Genomic DNA, 25,017 nt, shown 5'->3' on the forward strand with positions numbered 1-25,017 from the left:
GCGCAAGGTCGAGCCGACCAAAATCTTCGAGCTGATCAAACAGCACGGCGTCACCCACATGTGCGGCGCGCCGATCGTCTACAATACGCTGATCAACGCGCCCGATGCGCCGAAAGGCAGTGCGGCCCGCCGCGTCGTCGGCCTGATCGCAGGCGCCGCGCCGCCTGTCGCGGTGCTGGAAGGCGCCGAAAGCATCGGCATCAAGCTGACGCATGTGTACGGTCTGACCGAGGTCTACGGCCCCGCCTCCGTCTGTGCCGAGCAGCCCGGCTGGGACGACCTTCCCGCTCCCGAGCGCGCGCGCATGAAGCGCCGGCAGGGCGTGCCCTACCCGCTCGAGGAAAGCGTCACCGTCATCAACCCGCAAACGATGAGGCAGGTGCCGCGCGACGGCGAGACCATCGGCGAGGTCATGTTCCGCGGCAACATCGTGATGAAGGGCTATCTCAAGAACGAGAAGGCAACGAAGGAAGCCTTCGAGGGCGGCTGGTTTCACACCGGCGACCTCGGCGTGCTCGACGAGCACGGCTACGTCATCATCAAGGACCGCTCCAAGGACATCATCATCTCCGGCGGCGAGAACATATCCTCCGTCGAGGTCGAGGACATTCTCTACAAGCACCCGGCCGTGCTTTTCGCAGCCGTGGTCGCAAAGCCCGATCCGAAATGGGGCGAAGTGCCCTGCGCCTTCGTCGAACTGAAGGAAGGCGCAAGCGCGAGCGAGGCCGACATCATCGCCTTCTGCCGTTCGCACATGAGCGGATTCAAGACGCCAAAGGCGGTCGTGTTCGGGCCTATCCCGAAGACCTCGACCGGCAAGATCCAGAAATTCCTGCTGCGCAACGAGGTCGGATCAGCAAAGGCGATCTCGGCCTAAACATCGTCTGGAGGGTCTTCCGCCCGCACGTCTGAATACGGCGAGCGGAAGACCTTGCCCCTCACATCTTCTTGTAGGCGTCGACCACCGCCTGGCCATCAGGCCCTGCCTTCTTGAGCCAGTCGGCCGTGAGCTGATCGCCGATCTTCTGGAAGCCGGCCTTCAGTGCCGGGCTCGGCGGCTCGACGGTCATGCCTTTCGCCTTGAGCTGGTCGATGTACCAGGTGCTCTTGTCCTGCCAGGCCTTCCAGCCGCGGGTTTCCGCGGTCGCGGCAGCCTTGAGTATGGCCTCCTGGGTCGGCTTGTCGAGCGCGTCGAAAGCGGCCTTGTTGACGAAGGTGTAGTCTTTCGGAATCCAGGCCTGCACGTCATAGAAGTATTTTAGCGACTCCCAGGCCTTTGAGTCGTAGCCCGTTCCGCCGGACGACATGAAGGAATTCACCACGCCGGTCGCAAGCGCCTGCGGCAGCTCGGCCGCCTGGATCGTGACCGACTGCGCGCCGACCAATTCGCCGATCCGCGCCGTTCCGACGTTGTAGGCGCGCCATTTCAGGCCCTTCATGTCCTCGATCGTCGCGAGCGGCTTGTTAACATAGACGCCCTGCGGTGCCCACGGCACGACGAACAGCAGCTTGAGACCCTGTGCATCGAGCTTCTTGACGATCGCAGGCTTGGAAGCCTGATACAGCTTCATCGCGTCCGGGAAGCTGGTCGCCAGGAACGGCACGACGTCGATGCCGAACATCGGATCCTCGTTCTCGTGGATCGACAGCAGCACCTCTCCCATCTGCGCCTGCCCGGTCACGACAGCGCGCTTGATATCCGGTGCCTTGAACAGCGAAGCGCCGGGATGAACGGTGATCTGAAGCTTTCCGGACGTGGCAGCTTCGACGTCCTTGGCGAAGGCGACGAGGTTTTCGGAATGCGGATTGTCGGCAGGATAGGCTGCCGGCAGATTCCATTTGGTTTGCGCCAAGGCGGGCGTCGCGGCCGCCACCACGCCGGCGGTCAAGAATGCGCGAAATAAACGTGACATCATCGGGTTTCTCCTCACAGCCAATTTGAACACCTCGTACGCTCAGTCTGGGAAAGCCAGCTTGGGCAAGAACATGACGATCTGCGGATACTCCGTGATGATGAACACGGCAGCGAGCAGCAGCATGAAGAACGGAAGCGCTGCCCGCGCAACGGTCAACGTATCACGACCGCTCATGTTCTGGAGCACGAAGAGATTGAATCCAACCGGCGGCGTGATCTGCGCCATCTCCACGTGAATGATGAGATAGACGCCGAACCAGACCAGGTCGAGCCCGGCCTGCTTGACCATCGGCAGCACGATGACGGCGGTCAGGACGATCATCGAGATGCCGTCGATCAGGCATCCCAGGATGATGTACATGATGCTCAGATACAGCGCGAGCATGCTCGGCGTGAGTTGCTGCCCCTGGACCCAGGTGGCGAGCGCGGCCGGAATGCCCGTATAGGCCATCGCGGCCGTGGTGTAGGCCGCACCCGCCAAGATCAGCATGATCATGCAGGTCAGGCGCGTCGCGCTCATGATGCTCTCGAGGAAATTCTTGCGCGTGAGCGTGCCGCTCCACCACGCCAGCAGCAGCGCGCCCGTGACGCCCCATGCGGCGCATTCCGTGGCGGTCGCGAAGCCCAACACGAGTGAAAGAAACACGGCCAAGATCAGAAGCAGGCAGGGCGCGAGCTTCGCCGACTCGCGCAGCTTCTGCCGGAACGGCATCGGCGGATCGCGCGGGGGAACCTTTTTGGGATTGAGCAGCGACCAGATGATGATGTAGCCCGAATAGAGCACCATCACGAGCACACCCGGCAGGAATCCGCCGAGGAACACCTGGAGCACGGAGACGTTCGCCGTGACCGCGTAGACCACCATCGGGATCGACGGCGGAATCAGGAGGCCGAGCGTGCCGGCGCCTGCGAGCGATCCGAGGCTCAAGCCCTTGTCATAGCCGCGCTTGTCGAGCTCGGGCAGCGCGATCTTGCCGATGGTCGCGCAGGTCGCCGCCGAAGAACCCGACACCGCGGCGAAGATGCCGCAACCAACCACGTTGACATGGGTCAGACGCCCGGGCAGCCACTGAACCCAGGGCGACAGCCCGCGGAACATCTCTTCCGACAATTTGGTGCGGAAGAGGATCTCGCCCATCCAGATGAACAACGGCAGTGCGGCCAGCGTCCACGACGAGCTGGCGCTCCACGTGGTGGTGGCGAGCACGGCGCCGAGTGGCAGGCTCGTCGTCAGCGCCATCGCCACGAAGCCGACGAGCCCGAGCGAGACCGCGATCCAGACGCCGCTTCCGAGCAGCAGGATCATGACGCCGAGCAGGACGAACGACAGCTCGATCATGCCGAGATTGGCCATGGTCAACCTCCGCCGCCCTGCGAGACGCGCTCGATGAATTCGTCCGGCGTCTCGTCCGGCGAGCCCTTCTCGTAGCTCGGCCGGTTGCCCCTGACGACGTTGATCATTTCATCGACCAGCGCAATCGACAGGATCGCGAGACCGCCGGCGAAACCGAGCTGGGGAATCCAGAGCGGAAGCGCGACCACGCCCTGCGCCACATCGTTGAAGCGCCAGGAATCATAGGTCATCTGCGCGGCATAGCGGGTGAAATAGAGAATGAAGGCGGTGGCGATACCGAGCGCCACGATCTCCGCGATCTGCTTGGTCCGCCCGTGCAGACGTTCCAGCAGCAGGCCGACGCGGATCATCTCTCCGCGCTTGAAGGTGTGAGCGAGACCGAGGAAAGCCATCGCGGCCATGCACCAGGACGCGAAATCATCGCCGGCGGGAATGTTGATCGCAAATTGGCGCCCGACCGACATGACCATCATGATTGCGAAGATCGCGACCAGGAAGACGCCGGCGGCGTAACCTGCCCCGAGATAAAGCAGATCCAGGGCGCGGCGCGCCGGTCCCCGAGCAGTCAGGTCATCCCCTGCCAACGCGATCCCCATCCTCACTCGAGGCGATTCAATCGACACCCGCAATCGCACGTCGGATTGCCGGTCTTGCTTGAATATCGCCCCCACCCAACGCCTGTCTTTCAGACGTTAGATCAACATGATGAGGCCGGCGCAAGCAAAGAGTGTGCCGCCGGGGCCCCAGAATTTCCACCAGAGGTTCAGTGCGTCTCCAGCCGCAGCCCGTCATAGGCCGGCACCACGCCCGCGGGCAGCGACTGCCTGATGACTTCGTAGTCGACGTCGGCGGTCATGTTGGTGATGACCGCACGCTTCGGCTTGAACCGCTCGATCCACGACAGCGCATCGTCGATGCTGAAATGGCTGACATGGCTGGTGTAGCGCAGGCCGTCGACGATCCAGAGATCCAGGTTTTCCAGTGTGCCCCAGCTCTCGCGCGGGATGTCGTTGAGGTCGGGTGTGTAGGCGGCATCCCCGATGCGATAGCCGAGCGCGGGAATGTTGCCATGCTGCACCAGGAAGGCAGTCATCGTCACGGCGCCACCCTTCCCCAGAATGGTCTGGCTCTCGCCCGCCTCGATCGAATGCCGCGTCAGGATCGGCGGATAGTCGCTGCCCTCCGGCGAGATGAAGCAATAGGAGAATCGCGACAGGATGTCCTTGGCGGTCGACTGGTTGAAATAGGTCGGGATGCGCCGGCGCATGTGCATGACGACCGAACGCAGATCGTCCATGCCGTGGGTCTGATCGGCGTGCTCATGCGTCAGGAACACCGCGTCGATGTGGTCGACATTGGTCGAGAGCAGCTGCTCGCGCAGGTCCGGCGAGGTGTCGATCACGATGCGCGTGGTGCCGTGCTCGGAGGCACGCTCGACCAGCAGCGAGCAGCGGCGACGGCGGTTCTTGGGGTTGTTGGGATCACAGGCACCCCAGCCGAGCGCCGGGCGCGGCACGCCGGCGGAGGAACCGCAGCCCAGGATCGTCAGCGTCAGCGTCATGTGGCTCCCAGTCTCACGCTTTCACCTTCGAGAACAGGCGGAAGAAGTTTTCGCTTGTCTGGCGCGAGATCTCGTCAAATGACACGCTGCGCGTCTCGGCGAGCACCTTTGCGACCTCGACCACATAAGCGGGTTCGTTGCGTTTGCCCCGGAACTTGCCCGGCGCAAGATAGGGCGAGTCCGTTTCAACCAGGATACGATCGGATGGCAGCTCGGCCGCGAGCATGCGCAAGGCTTCCGATTTCTTGAAGGTCAGGATTCCCGTGAAACCGATATAGAGTCCGAGCGACACTGCCTTCAGCGCCAGCTCGCGCCCGCCGGTGTAACAATGCAAGACGGCGCGAAACGAGCCCCTTGCCGCCTCGTCTTCCAGAATACGTGCGCAGTCCTCGTCGGCCTCGCGGGTGTGGATCACCAGCGGCAGGCCGGTGGCGCGGGCGGCGGCGATGTGGGCGCGAAAGCCCCTCGCCTGCGCCTCCGGCGAGCCGTTGTCGTAGAAATAGTCGAGCCCTGCCTCGCCGAGCGCGACGACCTTGGGATGCTCCGTCAAGGCAACAAGCTCGTCGGGGGCAATTCCGTCCTCCTCGTCCGCGTTGTGCGGATGGGTGCCGACCGAGCAATAGACGTCGTCATAGCGTTCGGCGATCGCGAGCAGGTTCCTCAGCCGCCGCACCCGCGTCGAGATCGTGACCATGCGCGCGATGCCGGCCGCGCGCGCCCGCGACACGATCCCGTCGAGATCTTCCGCAAAGTCGGGAAAATCCAGGTGGCAGTGGCTGTCGACCAACATCGTGCGAACGCCTCTAAAGCATGATCCGGAAAAGTGCGAAGCGGTTTTCCCTCGCGACAAACGCGGAACGCGTTTGCGCGGAGATCATGCGCAAACAACACCCTAAAGCGCGATGACGATTCATCCAAATCCCATCGCGCTTTAGGCCGCCGGCTCGACGTAGCGCGGGAACGCCGGCATCGGCGCCGGCAGCGTCGAACCGGGTGCGATACGCCTGGCGCCGCCGAGCACGGCGAAATTGCGCTCGGTTTCGGGGATGCCGAGGCTGTCGAGCAGCTTGCCCGAGGCGGAGGGCATTGCTGGCTGAGCAAGAATTGCGATCTGGCGCACGACTTCGGCGGTGACGTAGAGCACCGTCTTCTGCCTGGCAGGATCCGTCTTGGCGAGCGCCCACGGCGCCTCGCCTGCAAAATAGCGGTTGGCCTCCGCGACCACCGCCCAGACGGCGCTGAGCCATTGATGGATCTGTTGCGTCGCCATGGCCTCGCGCGACGCGGCGATCATGCCGTCGGCCATCGCCAGAATCGCCTTGTCGTTGTCGCTGAAGTCGCCGGGCTCGGGCAGCACGCCGCCGAACTGCTTGGCGATCATGGACAGCGAACGTTGCGCGAGATTGCCGAGATCGTTGGCGAGGTCGGCATTGATACGCGCCACGATGGCCTCGTGGTTATAATTGCCGTCCTGGCCGAACGGCACCTCGCGCAGGAAGAAATAGCGCATCTGGTCGACGCCGTACTGGTCCGCGAGGTTGAAGGGATCGACGACGTTGCCGACCGACTTCGACATCTTCTCGCCCCTGCTGAACAGGAAGCCGTGGGCATAGACCCGCCTCGGCAGGGGGATTCCCGCCGACAGGAGGAAGGCCGGCCAATACACCGCATGGAAGCGGATGATGTCCTTGCCGATGATGTGCACGTCGGCAGGCCAATAGCGCCAGTTCTTGTCGCTCTCATCGGGGAAGCCGACGCCGGTGATGTAGTTGGTCAGCGCGTCGACCCAGACATACATCACGTGCTCTTCGTCGCCCGGCACCTTCACGCCCCAATCGAAGGTCGTACGCGAGATCGAGAGATCGCGCAGGCCGCCTCTGACGAAGCTCACCACCTCGTTCTTGCGGGAGTCCGGCCCGATGAAATCAGGGTGATCCGCGTAGAGCCTGAGCAGCTTGTCCTGGTAGGCAGACAGACGGAAGAAATAGCTCTTCTCCTCGACCCATTCCACCGGCGTGCCCTGCGGACCCAGGCGCACGCCGTCCTCGTTCACGCGCGTCTCGTCCTCGGCGTAGTAGGCCTCGTCACGGACCGAGTACCAGCCCGAATAGGTGTCGGCATAGATGTCGCCGTTCGCTTCCATGCGCCGCCAGATCTCCTGGCTGGAGCGGTGATGCTGCTCCTCGGTGGTGCGGATGAAGCGGTCGAACGACACGTTCAGACGCTCGTCCATCTCCCTGAAGCGGCCGGCATTGCGTGTCGCGAGCGCGGAGGCGGACATGCCTTCGCTGGCCGCCGTTTGAATCATCTTCTGACCGTGCTCGTCGGTGCCGGTCAGGAAGAACACGTCCTTGCCGTCGAGCCGCGCAAAGCGCGCCAGCACGTCGGTTGCGATCGCCTCATAGGCGTGGCCGATATGCGGGCTGCCGTTGGGATAGGCGATCGCGGTCGTGATGTAGAAGACGTCGTCGCGCGCGGGCGCGACCATGGGCGCCGCGGCTTGCGGAGCCGCGACGGGATTCGGCGCACGCGGGGCCCTGGGTTTCGATACCTTGGGCTTCACAGCCTTCGGCGGCGCGACGACAGGAGCCGGTGCGGCGGTCACGGCAGGCGCCGCCGCCTTTTTCGCAACCGTCTTCGCCGGAGCCGCGGCCGGCTTTTTGGCAGCTGATTTCGTCGAAGCCTTCTTGGCGAGGACCTGCTTCGTCGCGGCCTTCTTGCCGGCCTTCCTTGCCGCGCTCTTCTTCACGCTCTTCTTGGCGGCAGTCTTCTTGGTCTTCTTGACCTTCCTGTCGGCCTTGCTCGCCCGCGCCTTCACGGTCTTTTTCGCAGCTTTCTTGGCAGCCTTCTTGGCAGCTTTCTTGTCGCTCTTGCGTTTGACGGTCTTCCTAGCTCGCGTTGCCACCACGAATTCCTTTACCGGCTTGTCCGAAATTTGGAAACGAACCTGCGTTAGGTTGTTGTTTTGCGCATGATCTTTTCGGAAAACCGCTCCGCACTTTTCCGGATCATGCTCTAGCGCGTTGCGTCCGCCAGCCAGCCGAACACCGAGAAGACCAAGGGCTTGCGCTCCAGATTGTAGGTTTCGGTGTCGCGCGCGGCGCGGATGATCTTTTCCCATACCTCAGCTAGGCGCGCAAGGCGCGGCAGGTTCTGGTTGGCATTGGCCTCATCCGCATGCAGCCTCTCGGCGATCCAGCGGTCGATGCCGTCGATGAAGGCGGCAAGCGCGACGCGATCGCTGGTGCCGAGTGAATCGCCGAGCGTGTGCAATTCGCGCGGATCGACCTGCGGCAGGCGCGCGAGCAGCGCCGCCGTGCGCTGCTGAAGCTTCAGGGCGTCGCCGCCGAGCAGCGTCAGGGCCCGTGCGACGCTGCCCTCGGAGGCTTCCGCCGCCTCGCGCAGCGCAGGATCGTTCGGATCAAGCTCGGCCGCCGAAGCTGCAGCCCCGATCACGTCGTCCGTGGCGAGCGGACGCAGGCGCAGCTTGCGGCAGCGTGACTGGATCGTGGCGAGCACGCGCGCGGGCGCGTGGCTCACCAGAAGGAACAGCGATTGCTGGGGCGGCTCCTCGAGAATCTTCAGAAGCGCGTTAGCCGCGTTTGGATTGAGCTCGTCGACGGTGTCGACGATGCAGACGCGCCAGCCTTCGGCTGCCGCGGTCGAGCCAAAGAACGCGATCGTCTCGCGCGTCTCGTCCACCGTGATCACGGTGCGCATCACGCCGCGATCATTGGCGGTTCGCTCCAGCGCCAGCAGGCCGCCATGCGAGCCGGCCGCCACCTGCCGCGCAACGGCGTCGTCAGGATCGATCGCAAGGTCTTCGGCGTGCTGCACGGCGGCTGCCAGCGGCTGGGAATGGGCGAGCACGAAGCGCGCCATGCGATAGGCCAGCGTTGCCTTGCCGACCCCTTGCGGCCCGCCGATCAGCCAGGCATGTGGAATGCGCCCGCTGCGATAGGCCGCAAGCAGCGCGGCCTCGGCCTCACGATGGCCGAACAGCCGGGATGTCTCGCGCGGATGCGGAATGGCGGCTTCGCGCTCGGCCTGACGCGGGCTCATGCTGAAATGACCGATGCAGGCGTCGGGAGCAGACGCTCGCGCAACGCGGTCCAGACGCGCCCGGCGACCGTGTCGGGATCGGAATTGGCGTCGATCAGCACGCAGCGCGCGGGATCCTCCGCAGCGATTTTGCGATAGGCTTCGCGGAGACCCTCGTGGAAGCTCAGCTTCTCGGCCTCGAACCTGTCAGGCGTGCCGCTGCCGCGGCGCGCGGCGGCGCGTTGCAGGCCAATCTCGACCGGCAAATCGAGGATGATGGTGAGGTCCGGCTTGAGATCGCCGATGGTGACCCTTTGCATGGCGTTGATCAGGCCGGCCGGTACGCGGCCAAGGCTGCCCTGATAGGCCCGAGTCGAGTCGGCGAAGCGGTCGCACAGCACCCAAGTGCCCTGGTTGAGCGCAGGCTGGATCACGGTGCGGACATGGTCATCGCGTGCAGCGGCAAACAGCAGCGTCTCCGCCTCGGGGCCGAGCAGCTTGCCCATGCCCGACAGGACCAGATGGCGCATGATCTCGGCACCCGGCGAGCCGCCCGGCTCACGCGTGACCCGGATGCGCAGCTTTGCCGCCTTGAGGCGGTCGGCGAGCTTCTTGATCTGGGTCGACTTGCCCGCGCCCTCGCCGCCTTCAAAGGTGATGAAGCGTCCGCGTCCGGACGGCCGCTGTGCCGCGCTCTCACTCATGATCAGAGCTTCTCGGCGCCCGCGCGGAACATGCCGATCACGAGCTCGCTGGCGCCGTCTATCGCGCGGCGCATGGTCGAACCGGTGCCGATCGCTTCGGCCGCAAAGACCGGCGTTTCGACGGCGATGTTGCCGCTGCGCCAGACCCTGACCACGCCGACCTGCTGGCCGGCCTCGACCGGTGCGCGCACCGGGCCGCGATAGACGATGCGCGCTATCAGCTTGTCGCTGCCATTCTTGTGCACCATCACCTTCACCGGCGTCCTGGCGACGAGCTTGACCCAGCGGCTCTCGCCGCCGAACACCTTGGCGTAGCCGACGGGCTGCTCGGCCGCCATCAGGATGCGGGTCTCAAAATTGCGGAAGCCCCATTCCAGCATCTTCTTGGCTTCCGTGGCGCGATCCTCGGGATCTTCTAGTCCATTGACGACGACGATCAGACGCGTGCCGTTCTGCACGGCCGAGCCTACCATGCCATAGCCGCCTTCCTTGGTGTAGCCGGTCTTTAGACCGTCGGCGCCTTCCATCGAATTGAGCAGCGGATTGCGGTTGAACTGGCGGATCTTGTTCCAGGTGAACTCCTTCTCGCCGAACAGTTTGTAGAATTCGGGGAAGTCGAGAATGATATGCCGGGCGAGGATGGCGAGCTCGCGCACCGTCATTTTGTTGGCGGGGTCGGGCAGCCCGTTGGAGTTACCGAAGGTCGACTTGGTCATGCCGAGTTCGCGTGCGCGCCTGGTCATGTAGTCGGCAGCAAAGATCTGCTCATTGCCCGCCATGGCTTCGGCGAGCGCGATGCAGGCGTCGTTGCCGCTCTGGATGATCGCGCCGTGGAGGAGATCGTCGACCGAGACCTTGCTGTTGATGGCCGCGAACATGGTCGAGCCGCCCGAGGGCGCGCCGCCCCGGCGCCAGGCATTCTCGCTGATCCGGTACTCGTCCGTCAGCTTGACGTCGCCCTTCTTGATCGCATTGAAGACGACCTCGGCGGTCATCAGTTTCATCATGCTCGAGGGCGCACGCAGCTCGTCGGCGTTCTTCTCGAACAGCACGCTGCCTGAGGAGGCTTCGATCAGGATCGCAGTCGGGGCATCGCCATCGAAGCCGGCCTCTTCCGATTTCTTGGCGCCCTGGACGCTCTGGTTGGCGGCATGGATCGTCCCGCCCCAGCCGATCCCCGCCACCAGAGCCGCAGCAATCAGCCCGCGGGCCAGCGTTCCGGCGGTGAGCCGGTTGCGACGAAGCAAGGGAAGACGAAATGCCATGGCGAAGCCCTGAGAGAGGCGTTCTAACAGTTGGAACAGATGCGAACAACACGCGGTTGGACGCTTGCCCCCGAGATTGCACGATTCTCCTCGCGCCCCTATCGTGGCGCCTTATGTTTCCCGACCAAACCCCTGAAACAAGGCGGAAAAGCGAATGTCCTCAACCCGCATGATCAAGGCCAACGGGGTCGAGCTGTTCGTCCGCGAAGCCGGCCAGGGTCCGCTGGTGGTGCTGTGCCATGGCTGGCCGGAACTGTCCTACTCCTGGCGCCATCAGATCCCTGCGCTCGCCAAGGCCGGATTTCATGTGGTTGCCCCCGACATGCGCGGCTACGGCCAGAGCGCGGCGCCGCCTGACGTTGCGGCCTACTCGATCTTCGATACGGTCGGTGACGTGGTCGGTCTCGTCCAGGCACTCGGCGAGCCCAAGGCGATGGTGATCGGCCACGATTGGGGCGCACCGGTCGCCTGGCACGCGGCACTGTTCCGGCCCGACCTCTTCACTGCGGTCGCGGGCCTGAGCGTGCCTCCGCCGTTCCGCGGCCGCGGCAGGCCGCTCGACCTGTTGCGCCAGGGCGGTATCACCAACTTCTACTGGCAGTATTTCCAGGCGCCCGGCGTCGCCGAAGCTGAGCTCGAGCGAGACGTTGCCCGCACCATGCGGATTGTGCTTGGAGGGCGCGGCCTCGCCGATCCCTCCGCTGCCATGTTCGTGCATGAGGGCAAGGGCTTTCTCAGCCACGCCACCTCCGAAGAGCCGCTGCCCATCTGGCTCAGCGAGGCTGATCTGGCCTATTTCACCGAAGCCTTCCGCAAGTCCGGCTTCCGCGGCGGGCTGAACTGGTACCGCAACATCGACCGCAATTGGGAACTGACCGCGCCCTGGCAGGACGCGCAGATTCACCAGCCGTCTCTGTTCATCGCAGGCTCAAAAGACGCGGTGATCACCGGGCTGATCGGAGCCAAGCGCGTCAACGAACTCGAGCGGGTGCTGCCCAATCTCAAGGGCAAGCTGATCATCGAGGGCGCCGGCCATTGGGTGCAGCAGGAGCGGCCGGACGAGGTGAACGCGGCCCTGGTGACGTTCTTGAAGGAAAGCGCGGCTCAGTAGAGCCCCCGGCCGCTCAGGATGCTCCGGGCCTCCGCAGCGCCATCGGCCGTCGAGGCTGCGCTTCGGGCGGCGTAGCGGCTGTCCTCGTCATAGGACACCGCGCGGGCGTTCTGGAGCGCCCGGCCCCGGCTGCGGCTCGACGCCGACATGTCCGAGGTCGCATTGAGCGATGCCATGTCGGCCGAGGTGTTGCCGAGATTGTAGGGCCGTCCCTCCGGCATCGGGATGTCGCCGCGAATGGCGCCGCGGCTCGACGAGGGCAATTCCGGCACGAAGGGTTTGGCAGACGCGACGCGGACCATCGAGGGCGACGGCGCCGGGACGCCTGTGCGCAAGGTTGCCATCAGCTGGCGGTCATCGGAGCCTTCGAGCGGCGCGCGGCCGACATATTCGACGCGGACCCTGGCGACGCCATTACCTTTGAATTCAAGGAGTTCGGCGGCCTTGTTCGAAACATCGATGAGGCGGTTGCCGTGATACGGCCCGCGGTCATTGACGCGGACGATCAGCGACTTGCCGTTCGAGATATTGGTCACCCGCGCGTAGGACGGCATCGGCAGGGTCGGATGCGCCGCGGTCAGCGAGGTCATGTCGAACACTTCGCCGTTGGCGGTCAAGCGGCCGTGGAAATCGTCGCCGTACCATGACGCCATGCCCTCGGCGCGGTAGTTGACGTCCTCCTCCGGCACGTAGGTCCGGCCCGCCACGACATAGGGCTTGCCGACGCGGTAGGTGCCGCCGCCCTTCGGGACGGGATCGCCCCAGGCCACGACCCGGGGGCTCGAGGACACGCCGTATTTCGGATCAACGCGGCTGGCGAACTTGTTGGAGGAGGCGCAGTTGGCAAGCGCAACGCAGGTTGCGACCACCGCAACACCGCGCGCGGCTCGCAAAACCGAATCTGACCGTCGGATCCCCATGCGCCCCAAATACCACTTTGCCGGAGGCATCCCTCACCCGCCTTCGCAACGGGGAGCGCTGTCCGGTCATCTGATTCCGAGGCGGCCCACCACCGCGTTGGAAGTGGTAAGGATAACGCAACCGGAACACGGCGGAAATGGGGAGCCCGCAGCGATCACGCCGGGATGGTAAACGACAGGTTCGCTTTCCCCGCTGATCTACGGAACCTGCGCACCCCGCTCTGTGCCAGGGCTGGACAAGCTGTTGCGCCAAATCCTCACTCCACCCCCATTGTCACGCCGCTCACCGAAATTCTTTTGACTGTGCAAGGCCGCACGCGTTTTCTCGGATGGCAGGGGCGGATTGGAATTTTAACGATGATCGAGACGGTTTCGGCACTGATGGGTCTGGTAAGCGCGGGGATCTTCCTGGCCCATGCGTTCGAAGGTTACCGCACGAGGGCCTGAGGCACTCGCGCGGGCGGCAAGCATCACCTCTTTCAAGGCGGCACGTTCGGGCAATTTTGATCGATCCGATCGAGCATCGAGGACGAGAGCGGCAGGTGTCCCATGCGCAACCATGATCTCGTATCCGATGGCTTCCTGGCACTGACCGCGGGCGGCTTGGTGCTGCTCTGCTCGAGCCTCGTAGCCCTGGCGTTCGCCTAAGTCCCTCTCTCATTCTCTGACGGCAATCTCCCTCGCGATGCTGCGCGCAACGTTGTCCGTTGACCGCTGGCGCGGGGTCACACGTGCTCAGCGCAGCCCCAACAACGAACGGCGGTACAGGCCGTCGCGGGCCTCGTTCAGGCAAACGAAGCTGCCGTCAAATCCCTCGCCGTATCGCTTCTGCCCCTTGCGATAGTAGACGCCTTTCCTGAAATCGAGCCAGACGACCCTGTCGTGCGGACAATGCCGCTGCGCCTGCGCCTCGTAGCGAAACGGCGTCAGCGGTGTCGCCGAAACTTCGGTCCCAACTGCGAGCGCGGCAGCCAGCGCGATCCCGACGAACCATTTGCCAAAGCCGCTTCGAGACACTCCCCGCCTCCTGATCCATGCCGTACGACGGCCGCGCAACACGATAGCACGTAACGGCATGATCTCGCCGCGGCCGGGTTGCTGCCGACGATCTACGGCTCACGCTGGCTGCAACTGCGCTCTTTCTCGGCCCGATCGTGGCGGGGCGCGCGAGCATGCCGAACAAGGCATGGCGGCCGTCCTCACCTGTCTGTTTCGAGCTGCTGCAACGCCTGATGCAAACACTCCTGGAGCTTTTGGGCGACCTCCTCGCGCGCGACGCCCTTGCCCGCGAGATCGGCCGACACCTTGTCCAGGACCTCGTCCATCGTCCGGTCTTCCAGATGGTCCGTCACCAGCGTCCCTGCGTAGCCCGCCGCGGCATCGCCGCTAAGGCCGAGCTGGCCTGCGGCCCAGAGCCCTAGGAGCTTGTTGGACCGGGCCGTGGCCTTGAACACGAGTTCCTCGTCGTGGGCGAATTTGGCCTCAAAGCCCTGCTCGCGCTTGTCGAACGTGGTCATGGTCAGCTCCATTGCGCTCTTCGCTGAAGGGTGTCGGACCGGCTGGAAGCAAACGTCTCCGTGATTCAGGTCAGTTGGGAAGCTGAAGCTTCCGGCGGAAGGCGAACGCCGTCAAGCCTGCAGACGCGATCGAGGCGCAATCGCGCCGCGGGGCATTTGCAGAGGCCGTCGAGGCGTTCAAGCTGGCCTCGCGTTCAAGGGGGATGTCCATGCGGCACTGGCGAGCCGCAATTCGCCGGGAGAAGCGATTCAGGGATTGGGCCGCGAGCGCGTTCGCTCAGTCCTTCGGCGCCGCCGCTTCACGCGCCAGCCGCTCGGCCCTCAGCCGTTCCTTGTTGGCATAAAACGCCTTCTGCGCCGCTTCATGGTCGCGCATGGCCTTCTCGGCCTCGATCCGGCGGGCGGCATCGCGCGCCTGGCGCTGTTCGGGGGTCAGGGGTTTGCGTCGGAAGGAAAGGTCTTCAGTCATGACGAGACAACCCGGCGGCGAGGAAAGAGTTCCGCATGGCCCCGCCGAAGGCATAGGCGTGGACATGAAATCCGCGAAAACAACCCCATGCACAGTAGCTAAGTCTCGCTGGCGCAACGTCTTTTGCAGTCGCCAGATCGCATCTCGGATTGAGATTGAGGTGCCGTGCACATTCCACGTCATGAAGCGCATCGGCGCCGTCAGCGCCTCCCGGCGAGCCAGGTCGCGACGAACTGCGCGCCCGCGCAGATCCCGAGCCAACCCAGAAACGCCAGTGCGAGCAGTAAAGCGTTGCTCCAGGACGCGTTCCTGGCCAGATCTGCGATCTGAGCTCCCAGAACGGCCATGGCGAGAATCCCGGGCGTGATACCCAGCAGCGTGCCAATCATGAAGTCACGAAGCGGCAGCGTGCTCGCACCAGCCACGACATTCACCACCGTGTACGGTGCGATGGGAATCATCCTGATGACGACGACGGCCAGGATGCCTTTGCCTACAATGCGTTCCTGGATGCGCCCTGCGCGTCGTCCGAGCAGATGCTGCAGGCGTTCTCGACCGAGCACCCGTCCGATTGAAAACAGGACAAGGGCACTGAGCAAGGCGCCAGCCATCGCAGTGAAGAAGCCCAGCCATGGCCCGAGTGCAGCAGCGGTTGCGGCAATGAGTACGAGAATCGGAAACACGACCAGCCCGCCGACGACGAAAGCTGCGATCGCGAAGAATGGCCCCCAGATGGATTGCGAATAGACAGACAGGAGCGTTGAAATGCGGCCTGCGTCGGCGAAATCGTTCAAGGATGTGTACGACCAGGTCAGCGCCAGCCCAAGAAGCGCCGCGGCTATCGATACGATCCCGACTATCGTCTTCGTGCTCCACATGCGTGATGCCGCCCGCTCCAAATCAAGAGGCCGCTCAGGGGCCGCCATCGGCTGAACCATCGTGGCCGGGGCACTGGTCAATCTCGAGGACCCCACTTTCCGCAGCGTCTTCGTCCCGTCATCTCTCGACACGTCGTCACGTCCTTCCGTGTTCGCGCCGCGCGGGCCTCAAAACGCGACATCGTTGAGGCAGGTCAACATGAGCAAGCCCTGGCTCTGGAATCCTGAATTCGAGCCAATCAGCGGAGGCAGCCATGTCACAGCAGAGCAGCATGCATTTTTATCTCAATTGGGCCAAGGAGCGGATCGATGAAATGGATGCCGCATTGGCCTCCTTCGAGGTCCGGGCCGGCCAGGCCAAGGCTGAGTCCAAGGTCAAGACCGATCAATTCCTGTCCGACCTGAAGACGCGTCGCGACGAGTTTCAGGCCTTGCTCAAAACCCAGGCGGAGGCGGGCGAAACCGCTTGGGCGGGCGCCAAGACAGACCTGGAAAAGCAATGGGCCGGATTCGAAGCTCAGGTGAAGACCTTCTTCGAAGACGCTGGCAAACAGTTCGAGCAGCAGCAGGCCACGTTCAAGGATCTTGCAGCGGCGCAGGCCAAGGCCTGGCGCGAAGCGGCGGACAAATTCCGCGAGGCCGCGGGCAAGGTGGCCACAGCCCGCACCGCCGACGTCGATGCCGCGCTCAAGCAGATGAAATCCGATGCATCTGAAGCGGAAGCACGCCTGCAGAAGCTGAAGCAGGCCGGCAGTGAATCCTGGTCAGTCCTGAGCGCCGCGCTCGCCGAATCCCGGAAGGCGTTCGATCAGGCCAACCAGGCCGCATGGGATGCGCTGAAGGGCGCCGATACGAAGAGCTGAGAATTTCGGTTCGCTGAAAGTCTCACCCCCGGACGATACGGGGGTCCAGGATCGGGTGTGGGACGAGCCAGCTTCGAGCGTCCCCTCCTCCGCCGCGAAAGGACTTGGGCGCAGCGGCGAGTTTTGGGCGCAGCGGCAAGTTGACGACGTCATCGGACGACACGCGATCTGCGCTGGCCGCACTGCGGAAGAGAGCATCATCGGTATACGGACCAAGGCGTCATGTCGGTTCGCCGGCGGCGGCTTGGCTGGCCCCCCGCACCCAGGCCCGCCGGCTCACGGCGTCGCGAGCAGTATTACATCCAGCAACCAGGGCTTGCGATCGCGCCGATGCTGATTTACATTTTTCGCTCGTTTGTAAGAGTTGCGTTCATTGAAGCACATTGCACCCGACGGGCATCAACGCCGTCCCGTTTTCACATCGCTTGACAAGGTCGCGCTCGCGACCATCGGCGCTGTGGCCGCGTTCGCGGTTCTCCTGGGGTTGGTGAATCCACAAGCCGAGACAGCCAGGCACGCCGCTGACAAGGCGGCTGCGCCGACGTGCTATTCAATCGGCTGGTTGGTGGCGCCGGGATGCTCCGAGCGCCTCAAGTGACCGGCAACGGGCCGGCTCTGCGGACGTGCCTCCCGGCTGGCACGTCGAGGAGGACTACCAGCTCACTTTGAGCGGCCGCCCTCCTCCATTGCTGTCTTTGGTTCTCGGCGAGCGCCAGGCGTGCCGCCGATTGCCGTGCCGGGCTTCAAAACCGGATTATCCCGAACAGGAAGAGTAGCGCGAAAGTGATCAGGCCGGAGATCCGCAGCGAGCCGAGACACCCCAGCCGGTTCGAAAAAAGAAGAACATGCACAGCCCGCTTTGAAAGGTCCTGCCGGCCCGGGATGACTTCCGGGCAACGTCACGCGTTCCCATGGCTTGGGCTTACACGCAGGGGCGGCAACTCTTTGCAGGTTGAGCGCGGAAGATTACTTACGCCGACGGCGTGCGGTCGACTTTACGCAAGCTCGCCCACTCAAGCGGTAGCGGCGCAACTCAGCTTGCGTCAATCGATTTCGCAAGACGCTCAACTCCGCAATCTGACTTTCTAGAAATGCGATGCGTTGAAGCAGAACGTTGGCGGCATGGGGAGTTCGATCAGAAATACTCATCACGACCTCAAAATAACAAGAATGCAAAACGATCCCGGCAATCTCGGCATTACGCCAGCAGACGGACGCAATTGCAAGGCGAATCATTCCGCAAGTGCGCACAGCCAGCCGGCAGAGACCTGGTCCGGCGGTTGCCGCTTCTTCAACGGATCCGTGAGAGCTGACGCACACGGCCCCGCCGGTTCACGCTGACGCGCTTCTCAATAATAACGGCGTCTGGGGCGGCGTTCGTAGTCGTCGTAGCCGTAGTACCCCTGTCGACCCTGCTGAAACTGCGGCGGCACCGTGCCGTTGGGGTAGCATTGACCGTCTCGAATATCGACGTCTGCGCCGTTACCACAGGGGACCCGATGTCTGCCGTAGCCGTAGCCTCCACCACCGCGATAGTAGTACTGCCGCGCGGCCTGTTCTTGAGGAGGAAGGTACCCGTTTGGATAGCACATGCCATCGCGGGCGCTCACGTCCCAACCGTGGCCGCACGGAGGCGGCCTGACGGGGACGCCGTATTGGACAGTCTGAATCTCGGGTGGAGTGTCCTGTGCCACCGCCGTCCCGACGTGAAGGGCGAGCGCAGCCGCGGCAATGCTGATGATCATGATCCGTCTCCCTCCGCACAACGTATGGCGGAGGCGCTGAATACCCGATGAACGGTACCTTGCGCGTCTCGAGACACGCGTGCTGCTCGATGGCGGCCTTGATGGTTGGCTATGCAGGAGGTTCTCTTGCCAAGCCAACGTGACTGCCGGCACCACCACCAACAGAAGCGGTCCGACGATATCGACCGCTGTCATGGCCGCACCGAAACGATTGCACCTTCGTTTGCGCGTTGGCAGGCAAGGTTAAATTTAAATATTTGAATTTACTTATTTTTTGGACGGAAGGGATGTCTGTCAACCTTCTTGTAATTGCTTATCTTTTCTGCCCTCGGCGCGGGCTCTCCACGGTCCTTGCCAAGGCAAGCCGAGCCGATTCCCCCCCTCAATCTCAACCACCTTTCACGAGCGCGGCGGCCTCGCCCGGCACCCCTGCTCTCCCCTTCGTCAACCGATTGCTAGGGCGACATTCGTTAGGGCCGAGATTTTCGAACGACCTTTGCCGAGCTCGCGTCTGCGGCTATTCTGATCAACGCTTCAGTGTGCACATGTGGTCACGACCAGCATGGTCCGGCTGCATTGCCAATCGGATCCCAACATTGGTTCATGGAATCCACTAGGATTTCCGATGGCAATAGTGGTCGCGGCCGCCACTAAAACAACGGCGGTAAGCGCGAGCGTTCGGTAGGTCGCCAAGTTCCACTTCATTGCGCTTCCCTCTAGTGGAAGCGCGCACGCTACGCTCAGGAATACCTCCCGCTTGTGAACTACTTCACACGGAGTTTTTCAACAGTCATCACAGTCGCGTGCAGCAGCCCACTGCGTGAACTTGCGGCCTTGGAGTGCCGGGCCACGGGGCGCAGTCATACGTGGTGCTGCAATCCCCAGAAGGCGATCAGCAGAAGGGCTGCGGCCCCGATTCCCAGCAATAAGAGAATGGCTTCCAGCATGACGAATCAAGCTCCGCCCGAGCCACATCATACGCGCGGGGGAAACTTAGTCACCTAAGCCCGCCAGAGTGAAGCTGGCGGGCCTGCCGTCCACACAACGACACACAGTACCTTGCGCCCGGTAATTTGCGCGTCGGCCGCGGTGCCGCTTTGATCGCGCTATGCATCCAAGCAAACGTCGAACGCCAACGCATCCAGACGGTCGGCAGCTGAAGATCACCTCGGCGAAATGCGCGCACGGCGGTTCGCGGCGTGCTGGTCTATTGGCGAGCGTCTGACGGGAAGGACGTCGAATTTACAAGCCAAGGTACCGCGGCTTTGCTGCCGACGAGTGGCTCATTAAACTATCCGAATTCTCACGTACTAACCGGAGATGGCCCTGCGAGGCCCCGCCCAGACCTCAACAGCATGTGCACCTAAGAGCTTCTTCACTCGAACCTCGGCGTCTTCGTCCGTGGGCAATCAATTTCGTAGACTGCGCGAGCAACGCGCCCTGAAGAGAGCGAGAGACCGGCGAGCACGAATGATTTCGGCGCCAGTTTAGGCGTATTTTCCTACCTCGATCAGCCTCGAACTTTCGGCGATCGGACTCATTTGCCGACGACGCCTTCGCGCGCGACGCCGGGCCCGAGCGCAGAGGTGAAAAACTGTGCTAAACAACGAAGCTCAGCACCGTCGTCAAGGGGTTCATATGGAGCACCAAATGGCTTCTACGCGGGACGACAGCGTCGCGGAACGGCAGATCGCTGAAGAGCTTTCGCACCTGGCGCGTAAAGCGGAAGACCGTCCCTCGGTCCCGCCGGCCATGGAGACGTCGCGCGCCCCGACAACAAACCATCAATGGACGAAACAGCCCCACGTGGCTTTCGTCTGCTCTCTGTTGGCGGCATGCTTTGCTGTCTGGTGGTGGTGGTCGTCCTCCGCTCATCCCTCGATGACGGCCCCTTCGGACCAAGCACCTCTGACGCGGCTCACCGGAGAAGCTACGGCGCCGAAAGACGCATCGCCGTCCGCAATCGCCCTGGTTTCCGACTTGACCCAGCAGCTCCAGTCGATGACGCGCGATCTCGCTGCCTTGAGGCAAGCAGTCGAACAGCTTAAGGTGACGCAAGAGAAATTGGTCCACGACAATGAAAATGTCGCGCGCCAACTCAAGACAAGCCAGGAAGAATTCGCACGTAACAACCGTGTCGTCGACGAGCTCAAAGGGATCCAGATCCAGATGGCACGCGAAAGTCAAACGCTCACCGATCGCCTCAACGCAAACCAGGAGCAACTCGCCCGCGTCACGGCCATCGCATCAGCGCCGAAGGAGATGATGCCTGAAGTTACGAACGCGATTCCAGAAAAGCCAAAGGTCATGCCGGAAATACCATTGCCGCGTCCGCGGCAGTCGGCCAATGCTGCCCAGGCGCCAAAGCCGGCGCCAATTGCCAGGCCGCAAGCTATAAAACCGCAACCGTCGTTCGCGTGGCCATGGTCGCGCTAAGCCGCGACCGACCTGCTCTTGCGGCCGAAACTAAGGCAGGCGTCGGGCGCCGATTGACTGCGGCTCCTATTCAGACTTTCGGAGCTCGCCCGCCGTCGCCTCGCGGTGCTTTTCGCCACGCTCGACTAGCTTATTCGTTTGCTCCCAGATGAAGCTGGACAAAGATCGAGGCCGTTTCGGCGCACGAGTGTCCGTCACGGGCAACCGGGCCGAGGTGTAATCGTTCCTTGGGATCGCTGACTTGCACATCGTCGGCGACGACGATGAACGGACGTTTATCTGCTGAAGAAGGTCCGGCCGACCCCAGCGGCTGTCGCCCGCAAATTCGACGGGCGTGCATTTCGCAACGCTCCCCGATAAGCGCATACGGCACATGGCTCCTTTTCGGGGGAATTCAGGCGGGTCGCCAAGCCCCCGGGCAGGTCCTCATCACTTCTGCAACACCGTCGCGAGCGCCGAAGCGTTGTTCAAGATTGAAAAGACCTCTCTGGTGGACAGATGCTCGACGGCCTCCTCGAAGGTCTCGCTCGCCTCCACCTTGGCACCCCCAACAACCAGGTTCGCGTCGACCGTGCCGGGCCGGGCGGCGCGGGGAGGCGCTAGCTGCGCGACGTGGAATGCCCAGAGTGCGGCGTCTTCGCGCAGTTCCACCAAGGCTGGTTTGATCGCTTTGTCTGCCGCCGCGCTCAACTCGTTCGCTCGACGCAGGAGCGGAGGCGGCTCTTGTTCTTCTGGGGTGGCGAACAAGTCGACGGACGCGCGCCTTGCGGTCAGCGCTCCTATAGGTACGGCGAACAGCAGCCCGACGATGACCGGCGACATCCAGAGTAGAAGGGGCAGCGAAACAGCGTACGCGCTTGCCGCCATCGCAACGCCGCACAATGTCGGAACGCCGTATTTCCGATATAGCTCGCGGCGCTCCACCGTACCGTCGTCCCGCCTTTGCGTCTGCCAGCCTGCGTCGCGACCGGCCAGAATCTCGATCACCGCGATCGACTGGAAGATCATCATTATGGGCGCCATCAACGCGGATATGACGACCTCTGCGAGAACTCCGGACGAAGCACGCAATGCGCCGCCGAATTGATGTGCCAGCGAGCGCCGCAACCAGAGCAAGACTAGGCTGAGCAGCTTTGGTAAAAGCAGCAGTCCCATCGTGGCGACGAACACCCAGAGGGCGAGCACGGGATCCTGGGCCGGCCAGGTCGGAAAGAGCGAGAAACCCTTCGGAAAATACTCCGGACGCACGAACCGCGCCTGCAGCGAGATCAGCATCCCCAGCAGCAGGAATAGCAGCCACAGCGGTGCTGTCAGATATGCCCCGATGCCCGCCATGAAATGCAGCCGGGAGACCCAGTGGAGCCCCCGCGCGGGGACCACAGCGAGATGCTGAAGATTGCCCTGACACCAGCGTCGATCGCGCGCCGCGAAATCAAGCAGGGAAGGTGGCACCTCTTCGTAGCTTCCGCCAAGCATCGGCAGCATGTAGATGCCCCACCCGGCCCGCCGCATCAGTGCAGCCTCGACGAAATCATGGCTCAGGATGTGTCCGCCGAACGGCTTGCGCCCCCGAATCTGCGGCAGTGCAGCCGCTTGCGCGAACGCCCTCACCCGGATGATCGCGTTGTGGCCCCAGTAGTTGCCTTCGGAGCCGTGCCACCAGGCGACGCCGGCCGCGATCATTGGTCCGTACAGACGGCCCGCGAATTGCTGGACGCGGCTGAACAGAGTTCGCGCATTGACGATCATGGGGAGAGTCTGGACGAGCCCGGCGGTCGGATTGGTCTCGATGGCATGGACCAATCGGACGATGGTCTGACCGCTCATGAGACTGTCGGCGTCGAGCACGATTATGAAGTCGTAGATGCCGCCGAAACGCGTGACCCACTCGGAGATATTGCCGGCTTTCCGAGCGGTATTCTCCGCTCGGTGACGATAATACAGCCGCGTTCCCACGGCTTGTCGCAGCGCGAGGACCGCTTTTTCTTCGGCGACCCAGATGTCCGGATCGGTGCTGTCGCTCAGGACGAACCAATCGAATAGCTCCCCTTGCGAGGTCGCCTCTAACGATTCGACGATCGCACGAAGCCGCGCCGTCAATTGATGCGGGTTTTCGTTGTAGGTGGGAAGCAGCATTGCGGTGCGGCTTGCGATCGTGGGCAGTTCTGCCTCTGGCGCGAAGGTGCCCGGACGATGGGCCAGCAGCACGAAGAAGCCGGCCAACGCGGAGGCGAACGAGAAAGCCACCCAAGCGAGCAGGACCAGGAAGAGCGCCAGCACCATGGCTTCGAGGACGGTGACGCCGCCGACCTGCAGCACACGATACATCTCATAGCCACCCGCTCCCGTGAGCGCCGCCGTCGAGAGAAGGACGAGGCCGCGCCGCCAGGCCATCGAGGGGGCGACCGGCGCTGGAACGCGGTCGGGTACCTGGTTCTTTCCGAGGTCGCCAGGAGCCATCGGAAGGGGCGACTCGCGCGGCAATAGGCGTTGGATCGCGATATCGCCGGCGATCGGCCTCGGAGCTGTGTTCAGGGTGCCCATCGGTAGACCCAGACTTCCGACAAGGGCTTGTCGCCCTCGGTCAGAAACGCCCGCAGCTCGATCGGCTCCCCTTTCACCTGGCACTGGAAGCTCAGCCGCCAACCGCCGGTGTAGGGATTGGGCTGCGTGACGATGTTCTTCACCTCGGACTTTTCCGCCGTCACGACGCCTTTGACGCCGGCCGGATCGATGCCCTTCAGGTTGTCGCCGACCAGATCGAGGACGAAGAGGCGGGCGTCTTCGCCCCTCGCCCCTATTCCGCTTCGCGTGAAGCGGGCCAGCGAATGCGGCTTCGGACTGTCCGGCCCCCAATGCAGCCGATAGGTGTAGTTGTACTCGCCCTTGGCCTGCAGCAGGCTTTTGGGCCGCCAGAACGCGGCGATGTTGTCGTGGACTTCCTCTTTGGTCGGGATCTCGAACAGCATGACGCCGCCCTCGCCCCAGTCTCCGATCGGCTCCATCCAGAGACTGGGCCGCTTTTCGAAGGTGGATTCGATGTCCTGGTAAGCGAAGAAATTTCTCTCCCGCTGCATCAGGCCGAACCCCCGCGGATTGAGGTCCTGAAAGGTGCTGATTTGGAGGTCACGGGGATTGCTGAGCGGCCTCCAGAGGCTTTCGCCCTTGCCGTTGAAGATCGCGAGCCCGTCGGAATCATGGACGGAGGGGCGGAAATCGTCGATGTCGTTGCGGTCGTTAGGGCCGTAGAAGAACATGCTGGTCATCGGCGCGAACCCGACCCGGTGCATTTCGACGCGCGGGTAGACCGACATCTCGACGTCGAAGACCGTCGTGTCACCCGGCCGTACCGTGAATCGGTAGCTCGCCGCGCAGCTTTTGCTGTCGAGCAGAGCGTGGATCACCAGCGAGGTCGCGCCGGGCGCAGGCCGCTCGAGCCAGAAGGACTTGAAGAGCGGAAATTCCTCGCCCTTGGCTTCCCCCGTATCGATCGAAAGTCCCCGGGCGGAAAGCCCGTACGTCTGCCCCTTGGCGACAGCGCGGAAGTAGCTTGCGCCCAGGAAGACGCAGACCTCGTCGTAATAGTCCGCGCGGTTCATCGGCGCGTGTATGCGGAAGCCGGCGAAGCCGAGGTCGGCCTCTTCAAACGCCGGGACCTTCTCGCCGAAGGAAAAGTCCTCCTTGCGGTACTTGAGTTCGGTGGCCTTTCCGTCCGCGACCTCGAATATGGTCACCCGGTTTTTGTAGAAGAAGCCGCGATGGAAGAACTGCGTTTCGAACGGAAGATTCTTGCCGCGCCAGAGCGCGCGCTCGGGTAGGAAGCGGATGGAACGGTACTGATCGTAATCGAGATCCTTCAAGCCGCTCGGCAGCTTCTCGTCCGGCGCCTCGAACTGCTTGCCCCCGATCATACGGGCCAGGTCCCTCACCGTGGACGGCCCAAACGCGCCATCCGACGAAGCGCCGAAACCGCTTGGCGAGGCGAGCAGCAACGCCGGCAGCACCGCCGACCCTTGAACAAGTTGGCGTCGGTTCACGTGCACTCCTCGCTAACTGCTGCCGTGGCCAAGCAACGACCACCCCGCCCGCAAGTTCCACCGGCGCCATCACGTGGCCCTCCCGAGTTTCGAGGTCGTGTCGATCTGGGAAGTTGTTACGGCAACGATCGGCGAACTGCCCTGGCCTAGCGGCTGATAGCGTCGGAGGCGGCGCGATCGTGTCCCCGGGCGTGGTGTAGC

21 protein-coding genes are annotated in these 25,017 nt (G+C 63.3%); 4 read left to right on the forward strand and 17 right to left on the reverse strand.

Annotated elements, in window-relative coordinates:
• Positions 1-877: AMP-binding protein (locus IC50_RS29785; protein WP_035713251.1), on the forward strand; the 877-nt coding region annotated here is incomplete at its 5' end.
• A gap of 61 nt (positions 878-938) precedes the next feature.
• Here the strand turns inward: IC50_RS29785 and IC50_RS29790 are convergent.
• From IC50_RS29790 to IC50_RS29830, 9 genes are all read right to left on the reverse strand, one after another.
• Positions 939-1,916 (reverse strand): TRAP transporter substrate-binding protein, encoded by a 978-nt coding sequence (locus IC50_RS29790; protein ID WP_035713253.1) that lies wholly within the window; start codon positions 1,914-1,916, stop codon positions 939-941.
• 39 nt (positions 1,917-1,955) lie between these two features.
• On the reverse strand, positions 1,956-3,269 hold the full coding sequence (locus IC50_RS29795; protein ID WP_035713256.1) for a TRAP transporter large permease: 1,314 nt from the start codon (positions 3,267-3,269) through the stop codon (positions 1,956-1,958).
• A gap of 2 nt (positions 3,270-3,271) precedes the next feature.
• A complete protein-coding gene (locus tag IC50_RS29800) occupies positions 3,272-3,865 on the reverse strand; it encodes a TRAP transporter small permease (protein WP_035713258.1) in 594 nt (197 codons plus the stop codon).
• Positions 3,866-4,032: 167 nt separating this feature from the next.
• Positions 4,033-4,830 carry an MBL fold metallo-hydrolase gene (locus tag IC50_RS29805; protein ID WP_035713262.1) on the reverse strand — a complete coding sequence of 266 codons (798 nt, stop codon included), beginning with the start codon at positions 4,828-4,830 and terminating at the stop codon, positions 4,033-4,035.
• Positions 4,831-4,843: 13 nt separating this feature from the next.
• Positions 4,844-5,620, reverse strand: a complete 777-nt coding sequence (locus IC50_RS29810) for a TatD family hydrolase (protein WP_035713267.1) — start codon at positions 5,618-5,620, stop codon at positions 4,844-4,846.
• 141 nt (positions 5,621-5,761) lie between these two features.
• Positions 5,762-7,735, reverse strand: a complete 1,974-nt coding sequence (gene metG / locus IC50_RS29815; RefSeq protein WP_081492551.1) for a methionine--tRNA ligase — start codon at positions 7,733-7,735, stop codon at positions 5,762-5,764.
• Between the two features lie 110 nt (positions 7,736-7,845).
• Positions 7,846-8,892: a DNA polymerase III subunit delta' gene (locus tag IC50_RS29820; protein WP_035713271.1), complete on the reverse strand. Its 1,047-nt coding sequence runs from the start codon at positions 8,890-8,892 to the stop codon at positions 7,846-7,848.
• Positions 8,889-9,575: a dTMP kinase gene (gene tmk / locus IC50_RS29825; RefSeq protein ID WP_035713276.1), complete on the reverse strand. Its 687-nt coding sequence runs from the start codon at positions 9,573-9,575 to the stop codon at positions 8,889-8,891. The genes IC50_RS29820 and tmk overlap by 4 nt, the downstream gene beginning before the upstream one ends.
• Before the next feature lie 2 nt (positions 9,576-9,577).
• On the reverse strand, positions 9,578-10,840 hold the full coding sequence (locus tag IC50_RS29830; RefSeq protein WP_035713279.1) for a D-alanyl-D-alanine carboxypeptidase family protein: 1,263 nt from the start codon (positions 10,838-10,840) through the stop codon (positions 9,578-9,580).
• A 154-nt stretch (positions 10,841-10,994) separates the two neighbouring features.
• Between IC50_RS29830 and IC50_RS29835 the strand changes: the two genes are divergently transcribed.
• On the forward strand, positions 10,995-11,951 hold the full coding sequence (locus IC50_RS29835) for an alpha/beta fold hydrolase (protein WP_035713282.1): 957 nt from the start codon (positions 10,995-10,997) through the stop codon (positions 11,949-11,951).
• Here the strand turns inward: IC50_RS29835 and IC50_RS29840 are convergent.
• The 5 genes from IC50_RS29840 to IC50_RS29860 all read right to left on the reverse strand — a co-directional run bounded on the left by IC50_RS29840 (position 11,945) and on the right by IC50_RS29860 (position 15,735).
• Positions 11,945-12,871 carry a septal ring lytic transglycosylase RlpA family protein gene (locus IC50_RS29840; RefSeq protein ID WP_081492552.1) on the reverse strand — a complete coding sequence of 309 codons (927 nt, stop codon included), beginning with the start codon at positions 12,869-12,871 and terminating at the stop codon, positions 11,945-11,947. The two genes, IC50_RS29835 and IC50_RS29840, sit on opposite strands and share 7 nt — an antisense overlap.
• A 735-nt stretch (positions 12,872-13,606) precedes the next feature.
• Positions 13,607-13,888 carry a hypothetical protein gene (locus tag IC50_RS29845; protein WP_035713290.1) on the reverse strand — a complete coding sequence of 94 codons (282 nt, stop codon included), beginning with the start codon at positions 13,886-13,888 and terminating at the stop codon, positions 13,607-13,609.
• Positions 13,889-14,070: 182 nt separating this feature from the next.
• Complete coding sequence (locus IC50_RS29850) at positions 14,071-14,388, reverse strand: DUF1476 domain-containing protein (RefSeq protein WP_035713319.1); 318 nt, start codon at positions 14,386-14,388, stop codon at positions 14,071-14,073.
• Between the two features lie 277 nt (positions 14,389-14,665).
• On the reverse strand, positions 14,666-14,857 hold the full coding sequence (locus IC50_RS29855) for a hypothetical protein (RefSeq protein ID WP_035713295.1): 192 nt from the start codon (positions 14,855-14,857) through the stop codon (positions 14,666-14,668).
• Positions 14,858-15,057: 200 nt separating this feature from the next.
• Positions 15,058-15,735, reverse strand: coding sequence for a TVP38/TMEM64 family protein (locus IC50_RS29860; RefSeq protein WP_244429679.1), 678 nt, complete (start codon positions 15,733-15,735; stop codon positions 15,058-15,060).
• 254 nt (positions 15,736-15,989) lie between these two features.
• Between IC50_RS29860 and IC50_RS29865 the strand changes: the two genes are divergently transcribed.
• Positions 15,990-16,598 (forward strand): hypothetical protein, encoded by a 609-nt coding sequence (locus IC50_RS29865; RefSeq protein ID WP_035713298.1) that lies wholly within the window; start codon positions 15,990-15,992, stop codon positions 16,596-16,598.
• A gap of 1,349 nt (positions 16,599-17,947) precedes the next feature.
• Here the strand turns inward: IC50_RS29865 and IC50_RS41570 are convergent.
• Positions 17,948-18,343: a hypothetical protein gene (locus tag IC50_RS41570; protein WP_157461111.1), complete on the reverse strand. Its 396-nt coding sequence runs from the start codon at positions 18,341-18,343 to the stop codon at positions 17,948-17,950.
• A gap of 1,650 nt (positions 18,344-19,993) precedes the next feature.
• Here IC50_RS41570 and IC50_RS29875 point away from each other — a divergent pair.
• A complete protein-coding gene (locus IC50_RS29875; protein WP_035713328.1) occupies positions 19,994-20,779 on the forward strand; it encodes a hypothetical protein in 786 nt (261 codons plus the stop codon).
• A gap of 429 nt (positions 20,780-21,208) precedes the next feature.
• Here IC50_RS29875 and mdoH read toward each other — a convergent pair whose 3' ends face one another.
• Both mdoH and IC50_RS29885 read right to left on the reverse strand, forming a co-directional pair.
• The gene (gene mdoH / locus IC50_RS29880) at positions 21,209-23,323 is read right to left on the reverse strand and encodes a glucans biosynthesis glucosyltransferase MdoH (protein WP_035713305.1); all 2,115 of its coding nucleotides are present in this window, start codon (positions 23,321-23,323) and stop codon (positions 21,209-21,211) included.
• On the reverse strand, positions 23,311-24,690 hold the full coding sequence (locus IC50_RS29885) for a glucan biosynthesis protein G (RefSeq protein WP_440588153.1): 1,380 nt from the start codon (positions 24,688-24,690) through the stop codon (positions 23,311-23,313). Before IC50_RS29885 ends, mdoH begins: the two co-directional genes overlap by 13 nt.
• Positions 24,691-25,017 lie beyond the last annotated feature (327 nt).

The organism is Bradyrhizobium genomosp. I (2014) (genome assembly GCF_000261685.1).
Classification (GTDB): domain Bacteria; phylum Pseudomonadota; class Alphaproteobacteria; order Rhizobiales; family Xanthobacteraceae; genus Bradyrhizobium.